The organism is Pseudomonas sp. LH21 (genome assembly GCF_036549575.1).
Taxonomy (GTDB): Bacteria; Pseudomonadota; Gammaproteobacteria; order Pseudomonadales; family Pseudomonadaceae; genus Aquipseudomonas; species Aquipseudomonas peradeniyensis.
On the sequence record NZ_CP144367.1, the window covers coordinates 920,770 to 936,276 of the forward strand.

The 15,507-nt window shown below is 66.7% G+C and carries 15 protein-coding genes; 11 read left to right on the forward strand and 4 right to left on the reverse strand.

The window, feature by feature from the left end; all coding sequences use genetic code 11:
- The first annotated feature begins 166 nt into the window (after positions 1–166).
- Together VUG52_RS04375 and VUG52_RS04380 are read left to right on the forward strand one after the other, a co-directional pair.
- Positions 167–1,072 (forward strand): alpha/beta fold hydrolase, encoded by a 906-nt coding sequence (locus tag VUG52_RS04375; protein ID WP_050706864.1) that lies wholly within the window; start codon positions 167–169, stop codon positions 1,070–1,072.
- A 116-nt stretch (positions 1,073–1,188) separates the two neighbouring features.
- Entirely contained in the window at positions 1,189–2,103 is a 915-nt protein-coding gene (locus VUG52_RS04380) for an SDR family oxidoreductase (RefSeq protein WP_050706863.1), read from the forward strand.
- A 537-nt stretch (positions 2,104–2,640) separates the two neighbouring features.
- Here the strand turns inward: VUG52_RS04380 and VUG52_RS04385 are convergent.
- Positions 2,641–3,423 carry an IclR family transcriptional regulator gene (locus tag VUG52_RS04385; protein ID WP_050706862.1) on the reverse strand — a complete coding sequence of 261 codons (783 nt, stop codon included), beginning with the start codon at positions 3,421–3,423 and terminating at the stop codon, positions 2,641–2,643.
- Between the two features lie 189 nt (positions 3,424–3,612).
- Here VUG52_RS04385 and hmgA point away from each other — a divergent pair, with 189 nt between their 5' ends.
- From hmgA to VUG52_RS04405, 4 genes are read left to right on the forward strand one after another with little or no spacing between them, the layout of a single operon-like run.
- Positions 3,613–4,914, forward strand: a complete 1,302-nt coding sequence (hmgA, locus tag VUG52_RS04390) for a homogentisate 1,2-dioxygenase (protein WP_050706861.1) — start codon at positions 3,613–3,615, stop codon at positions 4,912–4,914.
- A gap of 3 nt (positions 4,915–4,917) precedes the next feature.
- Positions 4,918–6,210 (forward strand): fumarylacetoacetase, encoded by a 1,293-nt coding sequence (fahA, locus tag VUG52_RS04395; protein ID WP_262952235.1) that lies wholly within the window; start codon positions 4,918–4,920, stop codon positions 6,208–6,210.
- A gap of 12 nt (positions 6,211–6,222) precedes the next feature.
- Positions 6,223–6,852 (forward strand): maleylacetoacetate isomerase, encoded by a 630-nt coding sequence (gene maiA, locus VUG52_RS04400; RefSeq protein ID WP_050706859.1) that lies wholly within the window; start codon positions 6,223–6,225, stop codon positions 6,850–6,852.
- 51 nt (positions 6,853–6,903) lie between these two features.
- Positions 6,904–8,253 carry an MFS transporter gene (locus VUG52_RS04405; protein ID WP_050706858.1) on the forward strand — a complete coding sequence of 450 codons (1,350 nt, stop codon included), beginning with the start codon at positions 6,904–6,906 and terminating at the stop codon, positions 8,251–8,253.
- Here VUG52_RS04405 and VUG52_RS04410 read toward each other — a convergent pair.
- Complete coding sequence (locus tag VUG52_RS04410) at positions 8,242–9,048, reverse strand: SirB1 family protein (protein ID WP_050706857.1); 807 nt, start codon at positions 9,046–9,048, stop codon at positions 8,242–8,244. The genes VUG52_RS04405 and VUG52_RS04410 overlap by 12 nt on opposite strands.
- A gap of 123 nt (positions 9,049–9,171) precedes the next feature.
- Here VUG52_RS04410 and VUG52_RS04415 point away from each other — a divergent pair, with 123 nt between their 5' ends.
- The 3 genes from VUG52_RS04415 (at position 9,172) to VUG52_RS04425 (ending at position 11,763) form a co-directional block, all read left to right on the forward strand.
- A complete protein-coding gene (locus VUG52_RS04415) occupies positions 9,172–10,191 on the forward strand; it encodes a Leu/Phe/Val dehydrogenase (protein WP_050706856.1) in 1,020 nt (339 codons plus the stop codon).
- Positions 10,192–10,306: 115 nt separating this feature from the next.
- Positions 10,307–10,948 carry an MBL fold metallo-hydrolase gene (locus tag VUG52_RS04420; protein WP_050706855.1) on the forward strand — a complete coding sequence of 214 codons (642 nt, stop codon included), beginning with the start codon at positions 10,307–10,309 and terminating at the stop codon, positions 10,946–10,948.
- A 95-nt stretch (positions 10,949–11,043) separates the two neighbouring features.
- Positions 11,044–11,763, forward strand: coding sequence for an OmpA family protein (locus VUG52_RS04425; RefSeq protein ID WP_028689530.1), 720 nt, complete (start codon positions 11,044–11,046; stop codon positions 11,761–11,763).
- 145 nt (positions 11,764–11,908) lie between these two features.
- On the opposite strand, the gene pta is transcribed toward VUG52_RS04425, so the two are convergent.
- Both pta and VUG52_RS04435 read right to left on the reverse strand, forming a co-directional pair.
- Entirely contained in the window at positions 11,909–13,999 is a 2,091-nt protein-coding gene (gene pta, locus VUG52_RS04430; RefSeq protein WP_050706854.1) for a phosphate acetyltransferase, read from the reverse strand.
- Positions 14,000–14,031: 32 nt separating this feature from the next.
- Complete coding sequence (locus VUG52_RS04435) at positions 14,032–14,334, reverse strand: DUF3565 domain-containing protein (protein ID WP_062572837.1); 303 nt, start codon at positions 14,332–14,334, stop codon at positions 14,032–14,034.
- Between VUG52_RS04435 and VUG52_RS04440 the strand changes: the two genes are divergently transcribed.
- Positions 14,333–14,818 carry an FKBP-type peptidyl-prolyl cis-trans isomerase gene (locus tag VUG52_RS04440; protein ID WP_050706853.1) on the forward strand — a complete coding sequence of 162 codons (486 nt, stop codon included), beginning with the start codon at positions 14,333–14,335 and terminating at the stop codon, positions 14,816–14,818. The two genes, VUG52_RS04435 and VUG52_RS04440, sit on opposite strands and share 2 nt — an antisense overlap.
- A 146-nt stretch (positions 14,819–14,964) precedes the next feature.
- Positions 14,965–15,447: a glutathione peroxidase gene (locus VUG52_RS04445; protein ID WP_050706852.1), complete on the forward strand. Its 483-nt coding sequence runs from the start codon at positions 14,965–14,967 to the stop codon at positions 15,445–15,447.
- Positions 15,448–15,507: the final 60 nt, after the last annotated feature.

Genomic DNA, 15,507 nt, shown 5'->3' on the forward strand with positions numbered 1-15,507 from the left:
TGCCACTGACTCGCACGGTCATCAGGCTGGCTGCCAAGGCGACTTATCACCTTCGTATAGGCTTCTAGACTGAGCCTCGACATAGAGAGCACATGTATGTGCCGAGGTGACATGCAATGAACGCAGCCTTGCCCTCTTCCGACACTTATCCACCGGGACGACCGTGATGCCACTGGCCGAGATTCCATTGTGCGTCTGGCGCACCCGGAGCCAGGGTTTCACCTTCCGGGGCCAGAGCATCCGCTACTGGACGGCAGGGCAAGGAGAGCCCCTGCTATTGCTTCACGGTTTCCCCACGGCCAGCTGGGATTGGCACTACCTGTGGGCACCCCTGACCCAGCGTTTTCGCGTGGTGGCCTGCGACATGCTCGGCTTCGGCGACTCGGCCAAGCCCGCGGACCACAACTACAGCCTGCTCGAGCAGGCCGACCTGCAGCAGGCGTTGCTGGCGCACCTGCGCATCGACCAGCCGCTGCACCTGCTGGCCCATGACTATGGTGGCAGCGTCGCCCAGGAACTGCTGGCCAGGCACCATGAGCGGCGGCTCGAGGTGGCCAGTTGCGTGTTCCTCAACAGCGGGCTGTTCCCCGAGAGCTGCCGCGTGCTGCTGGTGCAGAAGCTGCTGCTCAGCCGCCTGGGCTGGCTGGTCGGGCGCTCGTTCGGGCGCGACGACCTGGTGCGCAACGTCACCCAGGTCTACGGCCCCTGCACCCACCCCAGCGAAAGCGCCCTGGACGACTACTGGAGCCTGATCGCCTCCAATCGCGGCCCACGCATCCTGCATCGGCTCATCAGCTTCCTGCCCGAGCGCAGGGCCCAGCGCGAACGCTGGGTCGCGGCGCTGCAACGCCCGGGCGTGCCGCTGCGCTTCATCAATGGCGCGGTGGATCCGCTGTCCGGCGCGCACATGGTCGAACGTTACCGCGAACTGGTGCCGGAGCCGGATACCGTGGTGCTGCAGGGCATCGGCCATTACCCGCATACCGAGGCGCCGGTGCAGGTGCTGCGCCACTACCTGGCCTTTCGTGAACAACCGATGAGCTATGTGCCGCTGAAGGTCGCCTGGTCCTGACCGGGCGATCATCGCCAGGCGTTATCGGGCGGCATTCGCCATGGTGCGCTTGATTGCCCGGCCCCGGCGGCTGACGGAGACTGCGTTGCATCCTTTCATTGCCAGGAGCCTTGAGCATGAGCGAACCAGTACGTCTGCAGGATCGAGTGGTGATCGTCACGGGGGCCGGTGGCGGCCTGGGCCGGGCCCATGCGTTGCTGTTCGCCGCGCGCGGTGCGCACGTGGTGGTCAATGACCTGGGCGGGTCGACCCATGGCGAAGGCGCCAACGCCTCGGCGGCCGACCGCGTGGTGGAGGAGATCCGCGCCGCGGGCGGTTCGGCGATCGCCAACCATGACTCGGTCACTGACGGCGCGCGCATCGTCGAGCAAGCCCTGGACACCTTCGGCCGGGTCGATGTGCTGGTCAACAACGCCGGCATCCTGCGCGACAAGACCTTCCACAAGATGGAGGACAGCGACTGGGACCTGGTCTACCGCGTGCACGTCGAGGGCGCCTACAAGGTCACCCACGCCGCCTGGCCGCACCTGCGGGCGCAGAACTGGGGGCGGGTGATCTTCACCTCGTCCACCTCGGGCATCTACGGCAACTTCGGCCAGGCCAACTACGGCATGGCCAAGCTCGGCCTCTACGGGCTGACCCGCACCCTGGCCATCGAGGGCCGCAAGCACGGCATCCTGGTCAACGCCATCGCCCCGACCGGCGGCACGCGCATGACCGAGGGGCTGATCCCGCCGCAGGTGTTCGAGCGGCTGCAACCCGAGCTGATCAGCCCACTGGTGGTGTACCTGGGGAGCGATCAGTGCCAGGACAGCGGCGAGCTGTTCGAGGTGGGCGGCGGCTGGGTCGGCAAGGTGCGCTGGGAGCGCAGTCAGGGCGTGGGGTTTGACCCGCGCGAAGGGTTCACGCCCGAGCAGGTGGCGGACAACTGGGCGCGGATCGGCGACTTCGAGGGCGCCGGGCATCCGCAGGACAGCCTGCAGGCGTTGCAGCAGATGATGGCGAACCTGCAGAAGTATCCGTTGGGTTGAGGCGCGCGTATCACGGCATGGTCGGGTTTGCGTGCGTGGCATGTGAGCAGGCTTGTGAGCGGGCATGCGAGCGGGGTATGCGTGGGAGCGGGCTTGCCCCGCGATGAGGCCGGTCCAGGCAACGGCGCCACATGGCACGGGCTTCGCCCGTGATCGCGGGGCAAGCCCGCTCCCACGCGGTCTCGCTCGCATACCCGCTCCTACGCAGCCTCGTTCGCACGCAGCCCGCACTCAGCCTGCCCATTCCCACCAGGCTCCGCCAGGCGATTCTTGCACAAATAAAAAAGGCCGCTGCAATCGCAGCGGCCAATCGAGACGTTAGATCAAGGAGCTTCAAAATCAACGTCGGTGAACCTGGGCGGGCCCGAAAGGCGGGGGGGGAGAGCCCTTCGTGCCGGCCAGTGAGATCAGAATAAGCGCTTGATCCCGTGGGAAAAATAGCGGCTTATGACATTCACCTTTACGTTTCGGGTAAAAGTGCAAGGCGGACTATAGCCAGCCTGTGCAGTGAAAATCCGTAATGCTTTGTAAGCCCTTTCACTGATCCGCGCCGTATCCCATCCGCCAGCTGGTGGCCTGGGTGGCGGCGAGCAGGCGCCGGGCAGCCGGGCCGTGCTCGTCGGCATGGAAGATCGAGGTCGGCCCGACCACGGTCATCACCGCGGCGATCTGGCCCATGGCGTTGAACACCGGCGCGGACAGCGCATCCACCCCCGGCATCAGCAACCCGTGCACATGGTGCAGGCCGCGCTGGCGGATCTGTTCCAGCAGGGGCGCATAGTCGGCCGCCGTCTGGCCGAGCGTGGCCAGTTCCTGGTCGCGCAGCTCCACGGTCTCCCGCTCGGGCAGATGGGCAGCGAACACCAGCCCGGTGGACGAACTCAGCAACGGCAGCACCGAGCCGATCTGGGTCACCACCGTCACCGCCCGCACCGCCGGCTCGATGCTCACCACGGTCGCGCCCTGGTTGCCCCACACGGCGATGAAGCAGCTTTCGTTGAGCTCGTCGCGCAGCTGCGACAGCGGCAGCGCGGCCACCTTCAGCACATCGATGCTGCCCAGGGCCGCCATGCCTACCCGCAACGCCTCGCGGCCCAGCCCATAGTGGTTGGTGGCCGGATCCTGCTCGGCGAAGCCACTGGCGATCAGCGCCTGCAGGTAACGGTGCACCTTGCTTGCCGGCATCTCGACATGCTCGGCCAGGCGCGACAGCGAGGTGGAGGGGGAGAGCTCGGCCAGGGCCTTGAGGATGTCGGTGCCGACTTCCGCCGAGCGGACCTTCTGTTTGCCGTTGTCGGCGCTGCTGCTGGCTTTGGCCATGGGGGACTTCTATGCGGATTTCTTGGGGTGGCGCCTTTATAGCTTGACGCCTGCGCGCGGGCAAATTACGTTATTCGTAATCTGATTACGATAAAAACAATGCAGACGCGCTGCCGCCCTTGGTGCCGGTTTCAGGATCGGGCCCGCAGCCAGCTGCCCGCAACGGCTCCCAGCAGCCCGGAGGCACCGATGACCCGCGACACTTCCCCTGAACTCGAGTACCTGAGCGGCTTCGGCAACGAATTCGCCAGCGAAGCCTTGCCCGGCGCCCTGCCGGTCGGGCAGAACTCGCCGCAGAAGGCCCCCTACGGGCTGTACGCCGAGCTGCTGTCGGGCACCGCCTTCACCATGACCCGCAGCGAACTGCGCCGTACCTGGCTGTACCGCATCCGTCCGTCGGCGCTGCACCCGCGCTTCGAGCGCCTGGAGCGCCAGCCGCTGACCGGCGCGCTGGGCGCCATCAACCCTAATCGCCTGCGCTGGAGCCCCCAGCCGATCCCGTCCGAGCCGACCGACTTCATCGATGGCTGGCTGCCGATGGTGGCCAACTCGGCATCGGAGAAACCGGCTGGCGTGAGCATCTACATCTACCGCGCCAACCGTTCCATGGAGCGGGTGTTCTTCAATGCCGACGGCGAGCTGCTGCTGGTGCCTGAACAAGGTCGCCTGCGCATCGCCACCGAGCTGGGCGTGCTCGAAGTCGGGCCGCTGGAGATCGCGGTGATCCCGCGGGGCATGAAGTTCCGTGTCGAACTGCTCGATGCCCAGGCCCGTGGCTACATCGCCGAGAACCACGGCGCGCCGCTGCGCATTCCGGACCTCGGCCCGATCGGCAGCAACGGCCTGGCCAACCCGCGTGACTTCCTCACCCCGGTCGCCCATTACGAAGAAAGCACCGGCCCGGTGCAGCTGGTGCAGAAGTTCCTCGGCGAACACTGGGCCTGCGAGCTGCAGCATTCGCCGCTGGACGTGGTCGCCTGGCACGGCAGCAACGTGCCGTACAAGTACGACCTGCGCCGCTTCAACACCATCGGCACGGTCAGCTTCGACCATCCCGACCCGTCGATCTTCACCGTGCTGACCTCGCCCACCAGCGTGCACGGCATGGCCAACATGGACTTCGTGATTTTCCCGCCGCGCTGGATGGTGGCCGAGAACACCTTCCGTCCACCATGGTTCCACCGCAACCTGATGAACGAGTTCATGGGCCTGATCCACGGCGCCTACGACGCCAAGGCCGAAGGCTTCCTGCCCGGCGGCGCCTCGCTGCACGGGGTGATGAGCGCCCACGGTCCGGACGCCGAGACCTGCGACAAGGCCATCTCGGTGGACCTGGCGCCGCACAAGATCGACAACACCATGGCCTTCATGTTCGAGACCAGCCAGGTGCTGCGTCCGAGCCGCCAGGCCCTCGAAAGCCCGCAATTGCAGGCCGACTACGATAGTTGCTGGGCCACCTTGCCGAGCACCTTCAACCCGAACCGGAGATAACCGATGAACCACACCGCCATTGCCCGCAGCTGGGTCGAGCACGCCAACGGGCACCGCGACTTCCCGCTGCAGAACCTGCCCCTGGGCATCTTCAGCCGTCCAGGGCAGGCGCCACGTTGCGGCGTGGCCATCGGCGACGCGATCCTCGACCTGGAGGCCGTGCTGGCCGCCGGCCTGTTCGACGGCGCGGCCAAGGCCGCCGTCGAGGCCACCGTCGGCGGCGCGCTGAATGCCTTCTTCGCCCTCGGCCGCGCGGCCCGTGTGGCCCTGCGCGAGCGCCTGCTGGCACTGCTGGGCGAGGGCAGCGAGCACCAGGCTGCGCTGAAGGCTGCGCTGTACCCGGCCCGCGAATGCCAACTGCACCTGCCGGCGAAGATCGGTGACTACACCGACTTCTATGTCGGCATCGAGCATGCCAAGAACGTCGGCAAGCTGTTCCGCCCGGACAACCCGCTGCTGCCCAACTACAAGCACGTGCCGATCGGCTACCACGGCCGCGCCTCGACCATCCGTGCCTCCGGCGCCGATGTACGCCGCCCCAAGGGCCAGACCCTGCCGGCGGGCCAGACCGAGCCGAGCTTCGGCCCTTGCGCGCGCCTGGACTACGAACTGGAGCTGGGCATCTGGATCGGCCAGGGCAACGACATGGGCCAGCCGATCCCGGTGGGCGATGCCGCCGAGCACGTGGCCGGCTTCTGCCTGCTCAACGACTGGTCGGCGCGGGATATCCAGGCCTGGGAATACCAGCCGCTGGGCCCGTTCCTGTCCAAGAGCTTCATCACCACGGTGTCGCCGTGGGTGGTCACCGCCGAGGCCCTGGAGCCGTTCCGCTGCGCCCAGCCGGCCCGTCCGGAGGGTGACCCGCAGCCGTTGTCGTACCTGCTGGACAAGCGCGACCAGGCCGCCGGCGCCTTCGACATCGAGCTGGAAGTGCTGCTGCTGACCGAGCGCATGCGCGAGCAGAACCTGCCGGCTCATCGCCTGACCTTGAGCAGCACCCGCAGCATGTACTGGACCGTGGCGCAGATGGTTGCCCACCACAGCGTCAACGGCTGCCAGCTGCAACCGGGCGACCTGTTCGGCTCGGGCACCCTGTCGGGCGCCGCGCCGGGTTCGTTCGGCAGCCTGCTGGAGATCACCGAGGGCGGCAAGCACCCGGTGGAGCTGGCCAGCGGCGAGGTGCGCAAGTTCCTCGAGGACGGTGACGAGATCATCCTGCGTGCCCGTTGCGTGCGCGAGGGCGTGGCCAGCATCGGCTTCGGCGAATGCCGCGGCACCATCGTCGCGGCCAACTGAGGGGGCAGGGCGATGGAACTGTTCACCTACTACCGCTCCACCTCGTCGTATCGGGTGCGCATCGCCCTGGCGCTCAAGGGCCTGGACTACCAGGCCCTGCCGGTAAACCTGCTCAAGGGCGAGCAGCGCGGCGCGGACTACCTGGCGCTCAACCCCCAGGGCCGGGTGCCGGCCCTGCGCCTGGAGAGCGGCGAACTGCTGGTGCAGTCGCCGGCGATCATCGAGTACCTGGAGGAAGCCTTCCCCGAAACGCCACTGCTGCCCCGTGTGGCCGAAGCCCGGGCCAGGGTGCGCGGCGTGGCGGCGATCATCGGTTGCGATATCCACCCGTTGCACAACGTCAGCGTGCTCAACCAGCTGCGTCAGCTGGGGCACGACGAGGCCCAGGTCAACCAGTGGATCGGCCACTGGATCAGCCAGGGGCTGGCGGCGGTGGAGCAACTGATCGGCGATGACGGCTTCTGCTTCGGAGCGACGCCGGGCCTCGCCGACGTCTACCTGATCCCGCAGCTGTACGCGGCCGAGCGCTTCAACATCGACCTCGGCGGCTACCCGCGCATCCGCCGGGTGGCCGCCCTGGCCGAGCAGCACCCGGCCTTCCACCAGGCCCACCCGGCGAGGCAGCCCGACACGCCCGACTGATCGCCACCGCCCGCACCTGCACTCATAACAACAAAAGACAGGGACCTTGCGATGCACAACCAGATAGCCAGCTTTCGCGCGGCGCTCGACGCGCGCCCGGTGTCACCCTACCAGTGGCGCCTGCTGCTGCTGTTGATCCTGCTGTTGGTCACCGATGGTTATGACGCCCAGGTGCTGGGCTATGTGATCCCCGCGCTGGCCCAGGACTGGGGGCTGGAAAAGGCCGCCTTCGGGCCGGTGTTCAGCGCCAACCTGCTGGGGCTGACGGTCGGTTCGCTGGCGGTGACGCCACTGGCTGACCGCTTCGGCGTGCGCCGTGTGCTGCTGTGCTGCGTGCTGCTGTACGCCAGCCTGACGGTGCTGATGGTGTTCGCCTCCTCGCTCGACAGCCTGATGCTGGCGCGCTTTCTCTGCGGCATCGGCATGGGCGGCGCCATGCCCAGCGCCATGGCGCTGATGGCCGACTATGCGCCGCCTCGACTGCGCACCCTGATGGTCACTCTGGCGGCCTGTGGCTTCTCCCTGGGCGGCGCGGCGGGGGGATTCGTCGCTGCGGGCTTCATCGACCATTACGGTTGGCAGGCGGTGTTCCTTGCCGGCGGCGTGGCGCCGCTGCTGTTGATCCCGTTCCTGGCCTTGTACCTGCCCGAGTCGCTGCCGCGCCTGCTGCGCGATGCGCCGCCGTATGCCCGGTTGCAAAGGATTACTACCCGCCTGCTGCCGGGCTGGCAGGTGCCGGCGGCGCAGGTCGCCACCGATGAGCCAGCGGATAGCAAGCTCACCATGGTGGCGTTGTTCCGCGACGGTTTCGCCCGGCCGACCTTGCTGCTGTGGGGTACCTTCTTCGTCAGCCTGATCCTGTTGTACTTCATGATCAGTTGGCTACCGTCGCTGTTGCAGGAAAGCGGGCTGGCGTTGAACCAGGCCAACCTGGTCACCTCGCTGTTCCTGTTCGCCGGCACCTTCGGCGCGGTGTGCCTGGCCTGGTGCGCCGACCGAATGAAGAACAAGGCCCGCCTGTTGGCTGGCGTATTGCTAGGGGCGGCAGTATTCAGCGTGCTGGTCGGCCTCAACCACGACGACCCGCGCTGGCTGGTCCCCAGCGTATTCGCCGCAGGCTTCTGCATCATCGGTGGCCAGCTGACGCTCAATGCCTTCGTCAGCAACTTTTACCCGGCCCAGGTGCGCGCCACCGGTACCGGCTGGGCGCTGGGCGTCGGGCGCTTCGGCTCGATCCTTGGACCGCTTATCGGCAGCTTGCTGCTGACCCTGCACATGCCGGTGGAGCAGATCTTCTTCTTCTGCGCCATCCCGGCATTGCTTGGGGCGCTGCTGGTCAGCCAGGTGCGGGCGCCACGGCCACGTGAAGTGGCGCCCAAGGGTGAAGCGCTAATGGATTGAGCGCTTGCCGCTGGGCAACTGACCGAGGCGTTCGCTGAGTTTCAGGCGCTGCAGCGGGTCGTCGGTCAGCAGCAGGGCATGCTCCAGGTCGAAGCGTTCGGCCTGGGGGCAGTCCAGGTGCTGGTACAGCGTCGCGCGGGCCAGGTAGTCGCTGACCTGCACCGGACCCAGTTGCATGACCCGTTCGGCATCGACCAGCGCGGCCAGGTCGTTGTCGTTGCTGGTATGCAACTGGCGCAGGTTGCGCGACAGGCGCTGGAGCATCTGCATCGGCGAGGCGCTGCGCAGGTGCTCGGCGCTCAGCGGCATCTGCGGGCCGTACTGGCGGGCGAGCAGTTCGCGGCAGTCGCTGGGATAGAGGCGTCGGCCTCCGCAGGGGTCGAGCAGATGATCGGCGCCGGGGACGCGCAGCAGGAAGTGGCCGGGGAAGTTGACGCCCTCCAGCGGAATCGACAGACGGCGCGCCAGTTCCAGGGCGAGGATGGCCAGCAGCAACGGCTGGCCGCGGCGGCGCTGCAGCACCTTGTCCATCAGGGCCGCCTGCGGTCGCAGCGGGTGGTACTCGTCCTGCTGGAAGCCCAGGGCGTTGAGCTGGCGCAGCAAGGGTTGGGCCAACTCGTTGAGCGGCAGTATCGGCAGGCTGGTGCTGATGTCGCGTTGCAGTTCGTGCAGCCGGGCCAGGCCGGCCGTGGGGTCGACAGTGCCATCATGCTCGGCGGCGATCCACAGGGCGGCTTCCAGCAGGGCGACCGGCTCGCGTTCCAGGCAGGCCAGGCAGGCTTGGCGTGGGTTCATGGGACCTCTCCATCACGCTTAACTTGTAGCCCTGGCGCGGCTTTTCGTCCAGTGGTCCGCCCGTGCGGTGTCCGGCCTCGACCTGTTTATACTGGTAGGAGCACCTCTTTGGGGAGCCCGTCTATGTTCGAGCTCATGCAAAGCACCCGCGCCCAGTCACTGCACCTGTTCATCGACCCGCCCACGGGCCTGAAGGCCGTGGTGGTGATCCACAGCGAACAGCTGGGCCCAGCCATGGGCGGCTGCCGCTACCTGCCCTATGCCGACGACGAGAGCGCCATGACCGACGCCATTCGCCTGGCCCAGGGCATGAGCTACAAGGCGGCCCTGGCCGGGCTGCCGATGGGCGGTGGCAAGGCGGTGATCGTGCGCAATCCGCATGTGGAAAACCGCGCGGCGCTGTTCGAGGCCTTCGGACGCTTCGTCGACAGTCTCCAGGGGCGTTTCATCACGGCGGTGGACAGCGGCACCTCGACCCTCGACATGGACTGCATCGCCCAGTCCACTCCCTACGTGACCAGCACCACTGCTTCGGGCGACCCGTCGCCCCATGCGGCCATGGGCGTGTTCGCCGGCATTCGCGCCACCTCCATGGCCCGGCTGGGCAGCGACAACCTGGAGGGCCTGCGGGTGGCGGTGCAGGGCCTGGGCAACGTGGGCTATGCCCTGGCCGAGCAACTGCACGCGGCGGGCGCCGAGTTGCTGGTCAGCGACCTGGACCCGGGCAAGGTGCGCCTGGCGGTGGAGCAGTTCAGTGCCCACCCGGTGGCCCACGAGGCCTTGATCAGCACCCCGTGCGACATCTTCGCGCCCTGTGGCGTGGGGCCGGTGCTCAACGGGCAGAGCGTGATGCAGCTGCGCTGTGCGGCGGTGGCCGGGTCGGCGAACAACCAGCTGACCACCTTGCAGGTGGCCGACCAGCTGGAGAGCCGGGGGATCCTGTACGCGCCGGACTACGTGATCAACGCGGGCGGGTTGATCTATGTGGCGTTGACCCATCGGGGTGAGGCCGTGGGCACCATCACCGCGCACCTGGCGCGAATTCCCACGCGCCTGACCGAGGTGTTCGCCCATGCCCAGGCGGAAAAACGCTCGCCGGCAAGGGTGGCGCAGATGTTGGCGGAGCGGTTGCTGTATGGCTGAGGCTCGGACCGGCGGCTTGTGGTGAAGATCGTTCCTCAATACCATCGAAAGGACCTCCGTCGTATTGCGCAGGGCGACTCCGAGCGGTCGTCATCTGTTATGTTCCCAGGTAGACATGAACCCATTACCCACCCTTATTCGTGAAACCTTCCCCGTCGGCCCGCTGCAGTGCAACTGCACCCTGATCGGCGACCCGCTCAGCAAGAAGGCCATCGTCGTCGATCCGGGCGGCGACGAGCAGAAGATCCTCGCCCGCCTGCAGCACCACGGCCTGACCCTGGTGAGCATCATCCACACTCATGCTCACTTCGACCATTTCCTCGCCTCGGGCAAGCTCAAGGAACTGACCGGTGCCACGCTGCACCTGCACAAGGCCGACCAGCCGCTGTGGGAAAACCTGGAAATGCAGTGCCAGATGTTCGGCATGCCCTACACGCCGGTGCCGTCGCCGGATCGCTGGCTGAGCGACGACGAGGAGCTGGCCTGCGGTTGCGGCGTGGCCTTGCACACCCCAGGGCATACGCCGGGCTCGATGAGTTTCTGGTTCGCCGAGCACAAGTTGCTGATCGCCGGCGATACCCTGTTCCGCCGTGGCGTCGGGCGCACCGATTTGTGGGGTGGCGATCAGCGGGCTATCGTTCGTTCCATCAAGGAACGGCTGTACCGCCTGGATGAGGAAGCCATCGTGGTGACCGGTCATGGCCCGGACACCCGCCTCGGCGACGAGATGCGCGAGAATCCGTTCGTGCGTGCCTGAGGTTTCATGGAATTTTTCCGCTGCGCTGCAATCCAAGGCTGGCATAGATCCGTAGTCGATCCGCTGCACTTTTGAATTTCAGTAGGAGCTTGTCCATGTTCACCATGCGTCGTCTGATTATCGTCGCTACCGCCGCCGCCCTGATGTCCGGTTGTGCCAGCCCCAACCCGTATGACAACCAGGGCCAGGCGCAGGGCTCCACAGGGATGAGCAAGACAGCCAAGTACGGTGGCCTTGGCGCGCTGGCCGGCGCCATCGCCGGTGCCGCCATCGATCACAACAACCGCGGCAAGGGCGCGCTGATCGGCGCCGCCGCGGTGGGCGCCGCCGCCGCCGGCTACGGCTACTACGCCGACAAGCAGGAAGCCGAACTGCGGGCGAAGATGGCCAACACCGGCGTCGAGGTGCAGCGCCAGGGCGACCAGATCAAGCTGATCATGCCGGGCAACATCACCTTCGCCACCGATTCGGCGAATATCTCCCCAAGCTTCTACTCGCCGCTGAACAACCTGGCCAACTCGTTCAAGCAGTTCAACCAGAACACCATCGAGGTGGTGGGCTTCACCGACAGCACCGGCAGCCGCCAGCACAACATGGACCTGTCGCAGCGCCGTGCCCAGGCGGTCAGTACCTACCTGACTTCCCAAGGCGTGGATTCGTCGCGGGTCAGCGTGCGTGGCATGGGGCCGGACCAGCCGATCGCCAGCAACGCCGACGCCAATGGCCGTGCGCAGAACCGCCGGGTCGAGGTCAACCTGAAGCCGATCCCGGGTCAGCAGTATGACCAGCAGGGGACTGTGCAGCAGTACCCATAATTTGTAGTTCTGAACAGATGGGGCTGCTTCGCAGCCCTTCGCGGGTAAACCCGCTCCCACAGGGTTTGTGCATGACTTTGGCCTTGCGCGATACCTGTGGGAGCGGGTTTACCCGCGAAGGGACGCGTAGCGGCCCCATCTGTTTTCAGCGCTCGGTACTGGCCTGAATCGCCGTCAACGCAATGGTATGCACGATATCGTCCACCTGCGCCCCACGGGGCAGGTCGTTGACCGGCTTGCGCAGCCCTTGCAGCATCGGCCCGAGGCTGACGCAGTCGGCGCTGCGCTGCACCGCCTTGTGGGTGGTGTTGCCGGTGTTCAGGTCGGGGAACACGAACACCGTGGCACGTCCGGCCACCGGGCTCGACGGCGCCAGTTGCCGGGCTATCTCGGGGTTGGCGGCGGCGTCGTACTGCAACGGCCCGTCGATCACCAGGTCGTGCTCGGCCTGTTGCGCCAGGCGCGTGGCCTCGCGCACCTTCTCGACCTCCTCGTCGCTGGCCGCCGAATCGCTGGAATAGCTGAGCATCGCCACCCGTGGCGCGATGCCGAACGATTCAGCGGACTCGGCGCTCTGCCGGGCGATCTCGGCCAGCTCGGCGGCACTGGGGTGCGGGTTCATCACGCAGTCGCCGTAGACCAGCACCTGGTCGGGGAACAGCATGAAGAACACCGATGACACCAGGCTGCTGCCCGGCGCGGTCTTGATCAGCTGCAAGGCCGGGCGGATGGTATTGGCGGTGGAGTGCACCAGGCCGGAGACCAGGCCGTCCACTTCGCCGAGGGCCAGCATCATGGTGCCGATCACCACCGGGTCTTCCAGTTGCTGTTCGGCCATCGGCGCGTTGAGGTTCTTGCTCTTGCGCAGTTCGACCATCGGTTCGACATAGCGGCCACGGATCAGTTCGGGGTCGAGCACCTCCAGGTCCGGTGGCAGGCTGATGCCCTGGGCGCGGGCCACGGCCTGCACGTCCTCGGGCTTGGCCAGCAGCACGCAGCGGGCGATGCCACGGGCCTGGCACAGGGCGGCGGCCTGCACCAGCAGGGGCTCGGCGCCCTCGGGCAGGACGATGCGCTTGTTGGCCTGTTGGGCGCGCTGGATCAACTGGTAGCGGAACACCGCCGGCGACAGGCGCAGTTCCCGTGGCGTGCCGCAACGCTGGTGCAGCCAGGCGGCGTCCAGCTGGCTGGCGACGAAGTCGGTGATGAACTCGGCGCGCTCGCGGTCGTCCACCGGGATCTCGCGGTTCAGCGAGTTGAGCTGGTTGGCGGTGTCGTAGGAGCCGGTGCTCACCGACAGGATCGGCAGGCCGGCCTGCAGGGCGCCGCGGCACAGCTCGAGGATGCGCGGGTCGGGCTTGCTGTCGCTGGTCAGCAAAAGGCCCGCCAGGGGCACGCCGTTGATCGCGGCCATGCACACGGCGAGGATGATGTCGTCGCGATCGCCCGGCGTCACCACCAGGGTGCCGGAGGTCAGCAGCGGCACGGTGTTGGCCACGGTGCGGGCGCAGATGATGATCTTGCTCATGCGCCGCTGGTCGTAGTCGCCGGCGTTGAGTACCTGGGCACCGAGCAGCTCGGCCACGTCGCGGGTTCGCGGGGCGTTGAGCTCGGCCTGGTAGGGGATGCAGCCGAGCAGGCGGAAGTCGTTGCCGCGCAGCAGCGGCGAATGCTCGCGCAGGCGCGTGGCGAAGTCGGCCATGCTTTCGTCGGTGCGCACCTTGTTGAGGATCACCCCGAGCACCTTCGGGTCGCGCGGGCCGCCGAACAACTGGGCCTGCAGCTCGACGCGGCCGGACAACTCGCTCAGTACCTCGTTCTCCGGCGCCGATACCAGGATCACTTCGGCGTCCAGGCTCTTGGCCAGGTGCAGGTTGACCCGGGCGGCATAGCTGGCATGGCGGGTCGGCACCATGCCCTCGACCACCACCACGTCCTTGCCGACGCAGGCCTGCTGGTAGAGGCGGATGATTTCCTCAAGCAGCTCGTCGAGCTGGCCGTCACCGAGCATGCGCTCGACATGGCCCAGGCTCAGGGGCGTGGGTGGCTTGATGCCGTGGGTGCGGGCGACCAGTTCGCTGGAACGCTCCGGGCCGGTGTCGCCGGGGTGCGGCTGGGCGATCGGCTTGAAGAAGCCGACCTTGAGCCCGGCGCGCTCCAGGGTGCGAACCAGGCCCAGGCTGATGGAGGTCAGGCCGACACCGAAGTCGGTCGGCGCGATGAAAAATGTCTGCATGCGTGCTTCTCGAAATAAGCGGTGCAAGGAATTCAGCGACCAAGGGTATCGCTAACCGCCCCTTGCGCGCACCAGCCGCAGGCGAATACCTGGCCGATGCGCCGGGCGCGCTCGTCGGCATCGAGCACCCAGGGCCGCGCCTGCCACGGCGGCTGGTGGCGCAGGTGCTGGGTATGGCCGCAGGACAGCTCGACCACCCAGTGGCCCTCTTCGTCGAGGTGGAAGCCGGTGATCCGACTGATGGGCGGCCCTTGGTCCGAGTCGCGTTCGCAATCGGTCGATGCGTTGGTTACACTTGTCCGTTCTACATTCTTTTGCAAAAGGTCTTGCCCCATGCTGATCGCCGCCAACAAGGCTGTCTCCATCGACTATACCCTCACCAACGACGCTGGTGAGGTCATCGACAGCTCCGCCGGTGGTGCGCCGCTGGTCTACCTGCACGGTGCCGCCAACATCATCCCGGGCCTGGAAAAAGCCCTGGAAGGCAAGCAGGCCGGTGACGAGCTGACCGTTGCCATCGAACCGGAAGAAGCCTACGGCGAGTACTCGGCCGAACTGGTCAGCACCCTGAACCGCAGCATGTTCGAAGGCGTCGACCAACTGGAAGTCGGCATGCAGTTCCACGCCTCGGCGCCGGACGGCCAGATGCAGATCGTCACCATCCGCGACATCGACGGCGACGACGTCACCGTCGACGGCAACCACCCACTGGCCGGCCAGCGCCTGAACTTCAAGGTCAAGGTCGTCGACGTGCGTGACGCCAGCGAAGAAGAAATCGCTCACCGTCACATCCACGGTGAAGGTGGTCATCACCACTGATTTTCTGCGCTAAGCTCAGAGAGTCGCCAGGCGCTCGGGCAAGCCGGACTTGCCCTCCTCAGGAGGGTGGACGGTTTGGCCGCGCGCCTTTTTAGTGGGCGGGATTCGCCCCAGCGGCAATCGGGAACCTGAGAGGGGATTTCATCATGAGTGCATTTCACGACCTGACGTTGAAGGCGTTGAACGGCGAGGACCTGCCGCTGGCCCCGTTCAAGGGCCAGGTGGTGCTGGTGGTCAATGTCGCCTCCAAGTGCGGGCTGACGCCGCAGTACAAGGCCCTGGAGAACCTGTATCAGGATTACCGGGACAAGGGCTTCAATGTGCTGGGCCTGCCGTGCAACCAGTTCGCCGGCCAGGAACCTGGCAGCGAGAAGGAAATCCAGGAATTCTGCAGCCTCAACTATGGGGTGAGCTTCCCGCTGGGCGCCAAGCTCGAGGTCAACGGGCCACAGCGTCATTCGCTGTATCGCCTGCTGGCGGGTGAAGGGGCCGAGTTCCCCGGCGATATCACCTGGAACTTCGAGAAGTTCCTGGTTGGCAAGGATGGCCGTGTATTGGCGCGTTTCGCCCCGCGTACCGCGCCGGATGATCCGACCGTGGTGCAGGCGATCGAGAAGGCGCTGGCCTGATCTGCACCCACACTCCTGTAGGAGCGGCCTTGTGCCGCGAAAGGGCTGCGTAGCAGCCCC